Below are 6737 nucleotides of genomic sequence, written 5' to 3'. Positions count from 1 at the left end.
CGTATACTTTTTCTTTTCCTCCAGCTAATTTTCCATTTTTAAGCTCTTTAACTGTATCATACACACCAACATTTACTTTCTTTAAAGCTGATGTTAATACGTTATCTGGAGCTAAATTGGATCAAAATAATGTTAAAGAAAATGATAAAGCTCTTGGATTTTGTAACGCTAGAATGGGATTCAACAAAGGAGAATTACACATTTATAGAAATAGACTAGAGTTTATATGTAAAAATGGAATAGAAAAAATGTACTACTGTAATTTAAAAACAGTAAAAAAAAGTTTTGGAAGCATTGACTTAAAAACTATTGATGGTAAATATGAAACTTTGTCAGTGCAAGATAGAATGGATGAATTAGTAAAATTCTTAAATGAACAAATTATTTACTCTAAAGAAAATAGCCAAAACATAGAAGTAAACAAAGATACTACTATTAAGATTGATGAAAGTAACATTTATGAAAAAATTAGGAAACATTTAAAAGAAAAGGACGGTAAGGTTCATATTGTTATGATAAATAGCCAAATTGATTTTTCACGTGAAGAATTTGAGTGTTCTAGTAAGTATACAAATGAAATAGATCGTGTATTAAGTTCTATGCAAGATGAAGGGTACGAAATAATTGATGTGAAATATGACATAAGAAAAGACTCAGATGGACGATCATATTATGATTATTATCGTACGTTAATAATGTACAGGTAGAAATGTTGAATTGCTATTTTTCTATAAAAAGCAGCTAGGTTGGATATATCCCTAGCTGCTTCTTTGTCTGCTTAAAAGTTCTTTCTTTTTTATTTTAAATTTTTATAAAACTTATGTATAATAATCTATAAATAGTTGAAAAAAATATAAAACTAAGTAAAAAAACAGTAATATAATATTAATTAAAAAACAACTGGAGGTATTATGACTTTATTTTTTAATATTTTATTTGCATGGATAGCTCTAATATCAGGAATACTTCTAAGCATCATATGGCTATTGAGAATTGTACAAAAGAAAATACAAAAAGATCGCAATAATGAATTATTAATAAAAATAGATAAGTTTTTAAGAACAATAAATAAGTTTTTGAGGAAAAATCACATTAACTTAGGATATTTATTTTTATTATCATCATTTATTCATGGAATGCTTTCCTCATATTCAATCATAAGCTTTAATTATGGAACAATTGCTCTTATAATAGGTTTACTTTTATGGCACACATTTGTTGATAAGAAAAATATAGGAAAAGTGTGGATACAAAGACATAGAGAGTTAACTGCCTTGCTTATTATTATTACGGTATTACATATATTTGAAGTTGGAGGATTTGTGGGATTTGATAGAGTTATTAATAGTATTAAATCAGACTTCAGTCCTAACATAAGTACAAATGAAGGCAGTTCAAACAGTGACTGCAAAGATGGTGTGTATGAAGGTACTGGCTATGGATATGGTCCAGACCTTAAAGTTTTAGTGACTATAAAAGATGGTATCATTGATGAGATTTCCATAGTTAGCCACAATGAAGTTGGCGAAAGATTTTATGAACCAGCTTTTAATTCTATTCCCGAAAAGATAATAGAAAATCAAACATATGATGTTGATGCAGTAAGTGGTTCAACTTATTCTTCAAAAGGTGTTATTGATGCTGTGAAAGATGCCTTGTTAAAAGCTAAAAAGTAAGATTAAAGTTATTTTTTACAATATTTCATTTTTTTCGCCTCACCTTTTCAATATATCTGTAAAGAATATATTGTTTGTATATTCTATTGTAAGGTGAGGCGAAAACTTCAAATTTTCGTAAATATACTCCTTAAATTTTAGGATTTAGGTTGTAAGTATACTTACCTAAAATTTAAATATATCTTTTATCCATTGAACTATGGTATTAATTAAATAAAAGATTTAATGCTTGAACTTAAACTAATACGTTCAAAGTGATTTATTTTATGTTAAATTCTTTTTTGATTAATTTTACTGCATCTTTTATTAGTAATGATAAAGGTTTACTTTCTATCCCTACTATTTCTAAATTTTCTGGTACGAGTGGTAATAATATCTTAAATGCTTCACTATCACACACTGCCTCATATGTTAATACTTTCTTCTGTAACAAATTTATAAATATGTTCCTTTAGATTATTTGCATACCCATCTCCAATATCGAATCTTCCAGTGTAGAACTTATCAGTACATTCTTTATCAAAATACAACTCAAACTTAGTCTTATAATAGCCTTCAATACATTTAACATGATGTATTTTTGTCAGTGTTTCAAGTATTTCATTAGCAACTTCAAACTTATAAACTGAACCATCATCTATTTCTTCACTTTCTGACCATACAAATCTTGTGTAGATAGTATTATCAACTTTATCAGCAACAGAAACTTCATTATCAGATAATGTATTATTATTTTTATCAGTAGTATTTTCTATTTTTAAATTATTAGATAGTGTATTTTCAATTATTTCAATAAATTCTTGCGATGTATCTTTTATTTCTTTAAGCAATTTTTTCTTTTCTTTAATATCAGTATTTTTAGAGTAATGATTTAGGTATGATAAAGAGTACTCACTTGTATCTATACCAAAATATGAACATACAGAATAAGCAACCATTTCAGCTTGAAATTCTTTTTCTGCTTTTGAGTATTGGTTACTAGTAGTAGCAGTATGTAGTTTTGCATGAGCTAATTCATGTAATAGTGTTTTTACATTCTGTAATTGGCTATTACGAGGGTTTAAAGCTACTTCTTTACTTAGAGTGTAACTAACACCTTTAGAAACGCCTAATTCACTTTTAGGAGCGATTATATCAACTCCGATACTATGTGCAACATTTTCTAAAGATTTATACATCTTATCATAGTCTTTGACTTCTCCATCAAGCCATTTGTTAGGGAATAATCTAGGTAAATCATCAGTAGTTGCATTAGTTTGACTAACATCAAAAACATACCCTTTTTTGTATCTCATAGTAGTTGGACCTTCTTTTAGTAATCCATTCTTTAACTTCTCTTTTTGCTCTTTAGTAGCATGGTATAAACTTTTTATGTTACCTTCTTCATCATAAAAGTTTTTTACTGGAGTTGGAACTAATATTTGTATTCCTTTTTCTCCTTTATTAACAGTAAACCCATTATCTTTCCAAAATTTAAAAGAGCCTACTGCAACTGCTCCACTAAATTGTTCTTCTATTTTTGAGCAGTTTCCAATTGAATATTTATGAAATTTAGCCATATAACTTAAATACTCTTTTAAATCTTTTTCACTTTCAAAATAACTATTAAGTTTTTCATTAGTAGCTTTTATAATATCATCTACCGTTTCTTTAGCAGTTTCTTTTTTATACTTTTCTTTTGTTTTATATACTTTATTTTTATATTCTCTATCAATTAATTCTTTTGAGTTAGAAGTAGAATCAATACCATCAACTTCAACAATATTTATATCAAAAGAAGTAGCAGTGTTCATTAAAAAACTTAACTGTCTTTCTCTAAAATCGCTAGAAAATGTTCTTCCAAATGTTTTTAATATTTCATTATTGAAGTTATTAGTTATTATTTGCATAGCACAAATAGTATTAGTAAATTTATCATCATCACTATATACAACAAGAGTTTTCAAATCTTCCATTTTATCATTAAGTGCATCTAGTTTAGTTGTTAGCTCTAAATGAGATAAGTCATTTTTACATAAAAAATTAACTGTAGACACAACATCATCTACAGCCTTATCAAGTAAATCACTATTCATTTTTATACTCATATAATCATCTCCAATTTTTATATTTTAAAAATAAAGAAGAGATATAGAATGAATCTATATCTCAAAAAATAAGTTTAAAACTTAATTGATTATGTTATAATATAAATATAAAAGGAACTTCAATCTATGTCGAAGTAGAGTGATGTCCCATTAATTTTAAAAATTAACGTTTTTCAGATTTAAAATTAAGTTCAAAAAATTTCAGCTTAATTTTAATCTCTAAGCCACTCTCTCTTACAGAGTGGCTTTTTAATTTGTCATATATGTAGTTAGTCATTAGACTAAGACATATTGTACTAGTAATACTTATGACAATGTTTATCATTTGTTCCATACTTCCTCACCTCCTTCCTGTAAAGAAGTAGGTAAGTTTTGTTGTATGAAACACCACTCTATAGATTTTAGTTCCTAATATATTATATCATAAAATAATATGTTGCTAAAAATATCTATAACAATATTTTCTTTTCTTTATCATAGAAAACATAAGAAGTTTCTTGGTCTGATAATTCTTCTTTCCAAAAATTTGCTTCTTGTTCAGAAATACTAATCTTAACAGGATCATCTGTAAAAATATCTTTTATAATGAGATAATTATATCCTACATAATCAATATAAGCTTTATCTTTATCACTTGTTATAAAACATTCACACATTTTAATTAATGCTCCTCTCTTTACTATTTTATATATTTAATCAATTAATTTAGCATGAACTACCATTCTTGCATTTTTAAACTCATAACTACAAGTAGATAGTGTTAGTATGTTATCATCTATACTTATATTTTCATTAGATTTAAATATAGACTTATTTACAATTTTATTTATAAATTCTTTATATTCCTCACAACTATTAAAATGAGTTTGAATATAGTTATCCTTAGAACTTGTTGTATATGCTGAAAATACTTTATATTCTAATATTTCGCCATTACGTTTTGATATTTTTATTATATTATTTTCATAAAAAAAACTTTTTTTCTTAAAGTTTTTTAACTGACCAAACATTGTGTTATTTCTCATATAATGACCATAAATAACTGTATTCTTATCTAAAAAATCATTATTTCTATAATCTAAAAATATAGACCCTGAAGCCAAATAATTTTTATAAATGTCTTTATTTAGGTAATAACTATTGTCATTCGATTGTAGAACAGGATAATCTATATTAGTTCCAGGAACTTCTATCCAACATACATAGTCATCATTAATATTAGACATATCAATCACAGTATTACTACTCTTATTAGTTGAATTATTATCACTATTTTTTATAGTATTATTATCTATAAATTTATTATTATTTTTTTGTATTTGTAGTTCCTTATAAATATTATTTGATTTATTGTACTCATATAACTTAGATATAACTTTAGATGAACTTAATAAAAAAGTGAAAATGAGTACAAATGTTATTACTTTTTTTATTTAAATCACCTCTTTTATTTTTATATACCATACTCTATTTCTCTTTGAAGTCTATCATAAATATTTTGATTTTTTATATTATCAAGTTCACTACCAAGAGCTTTAGATATATTATTAATATCTTTTTTTGATATATATATTGTATTTGATTTAGATAGTTTTTTACTATTAATATTTGTTGTACTACATAGTTCTTTTATTTCTTTTAATGTGGCATTTCCCATTCTAGTATATAATTCTTTTATTTTATTATCTTTATATTCTTTGAACTTGTTAAGATGTTTTCCCTCTTGACCTTTTCCATAAATTCTTTCTAATTCTTTTTCATGTTTATTTAATTTATCAATTAACTCTTTATATTCTTTTGATTTATAGTTTTTTATATAGTAATCAGTTAATTTATCAAGATGAACTCTAGCATCACTCATTGTATTGTAATTATAGTGCCAATGTCTTTTATCGGAAGGTAAATTTTTTATAACATCATTTAATATTTTTTTCATTTCAATATCTTTCATTAGTATAGATTTTTTATCTGAATATGCTAAATTATCTCTAAGCAAAGTATTAATTTCTTTATATTCATTATCAAAATCTAATAGATGATTTATAAATTTACTTTTCATATTATCTAAAGTTTTTTGAGTTCTTTTTCCTCTTTGACTAGTTGGATTAGGTTCACAAATAGCAACATGAATATGTATATTATCAGTATTAAAATGAATTGCTCCACTCCAAATGGAACTATCTTTTATATTAGTTTTTTCTAAAGAATAATCTATAGATTTTCTAATTGCTTCTTTAATCTTTTCTTCGTCTAAGTCTTTTGTTAGTGGATCATACAATCCTTGATTTATTAACCAATCATTATCAAAGCTATATACTTCTTGCCATAATATACTTCCATTATTTTGAGCTTGAAGAAATTTATCTTTTAAAGCATCTTTTTCTTTTTTACTTAAAAGACTACTAGAACTTGTAAAAATTCCAGTAGTCTTTTGAGGGTTTCCCATATAATCATTATATAAAGAATATCTACTAAAAGCATTGTTTCTAATTGCTTCATCTCTATCAATATAATCTATATATGACTTAAATTTTTTATGAGATGATATTACAAATTTTGATTTAAAAACAACTGCTGGTGATGATTTAGAAGTAACTTTAGCCATTATAATAACATCTCACTTTTCTTTGCAATTTCTCTTAGAATTCTATTTTCAACTTCTTCTTTTGATACATCTAAAGCATTAGTTGTAAACTTAGAGGTAGTAATAGCTTTAAAATCAGAAGATGTAGTATTGAATATATATGCGTTCATAAGTTCAATTAATATTTGTGAATTTTTGTCGGCAGATTTTGAAGCATGAATCATACTATTAAGTTCTTGCTTTATATGTTGAGATAATTTTTTTGCTATAACATCATAAACATAATCAGATGTTAAATTAGAATTAGTTTTATGTTCTAATATAATACAATTAACAGCATTACTAAAAGAAGATATATTATTTTTTTCTTTATATTCTTCTATATATTTT

The 6737-nt window shown here is 24.9% G+C and carries 9 protein-coding genes; 2 read left to right on the top strand and 7 right to left on the bottom strand.

Translation table 11 applies throughout. The features are described from left to right. Together NSA58_RS13475 and NSA58_RS13470 are read left to right on the top strand one after the other, a co-directional pair. Window positions 1–707, top strand: a 707-nt coding sequence (locus tag NSA58_RS13475; RefSeq protein WP_257560568.1) for a hypothetical protein, incomplete at its 5' end; no start/stop codon positions are given. 204 nt (window positions 708–911) lie between these two features. Beyond that, window positions 912–1676 carry an FMN-binding protein gene (locus tag NSA58_RS13470; RefSeq protein ID WP_074429293.1) on the top strand — a complete coding sequence of 255 codons (765 nt, stop codon included), beginning with the start codon at window positions 912–914 and terminating at the stop codon, window positions 1674–1676. A gap of 259 nt (window positions 1677–1935) precedes the next feature. Here the strand turns inward: NSA58_RS13470 and NSA58_RS13465 are convergent, their stop codons facing one another. From NSA58_RS13465 to NSA58_RS13435, 7 genes are all read right to left on the bottom strand, one after another. Next, entirely contained in the window at window positions 1936–2076 is a 141-nt protein-coding gene (locus tag NSA58_RS13465; protein ID WP_257560567.1) for a DUF3842 family protein, read from the bottom strand. 4 nt (window positions 2077–2080) lie between these two features. Next, on the bottom strand, window positions 2081–3763 hold the full coding sequence (locus NSA58_RS13460; RefSeq protein ID WP_257560566.1) for an LPD25 domain-containing protein: 1683 nt from the start codon (window positions 3761–3763) through the stop codon (window positions 2081–2083). Between the two features lie 163 nt (window positions 3764–3926). After that, on the bottom strand, window positions 3927–4097 hold the full coding sequence (locus NSA58_RS13455; RefSeq protein ID WP_257560565.1) for a hypothetical protein: 171 nt from the start codon (window positions 4095–4097) through the stop codon (window positions 3927–3929). A 115-nt stretch (window positions 4098–4212) separates the two neighbouring features. Beyond that, window positions 4213–4419 carry a hypothetical protein gene (locus tag NSA58_RS13450; protein ID WP_257560564.1) on the bottom strand — a complete coding sequence of 69 codons (207 nt, stop codon included), beginning with the start codon at window positions 4417–4419 and terminating at the stop codon, window positions 4213–4215. 36 nt (window positions 4420–4455) lie between these two features. Then, a complete protein-coding gene (gene srtB, locus NSA58_RS13445) occupies window positions 4456–5184 on the bottom strand; it encodes a class B sortase (RefSeq protein WP_257560569.1) in 729 nt (242 codons plus the stop codon). Between the two features lie 32 nt (window positions 5185–5216). Then, complete coding sequence (gene mobP2 / locus NSA58_RS13440) at window positions 5217–6368, bottom strand: MobP2 family relaxase (RefSeq protein WP_257560563.1); 1152 nt, start codon at window positions 6366–6368, stop codon at window positions 5217–5219. Beyond that, window positions 6368–6737: hypothetical protein (locus tag NSA58_RS13435; RefSeq protein ID WP_257560562.1), on the bottom strand; the 370-nt coding region annotated here is incomplete at its 5' end. The genes NSA58_RS13435 and mobP2, both read right to left, overlap by 1 nt.

Source organism: Terrisporobacter muris (assembly GCF_024621905.1).
GTDB lineage: Bacteria > Bacillota > Clostridia > Peptostreptococcales > Peptostreptococcaceae > Terrisporobacter > Terrisporobacter muris.
This window is presented reverse-complemented; position numbering and strand designations above follow the sequence as displayed.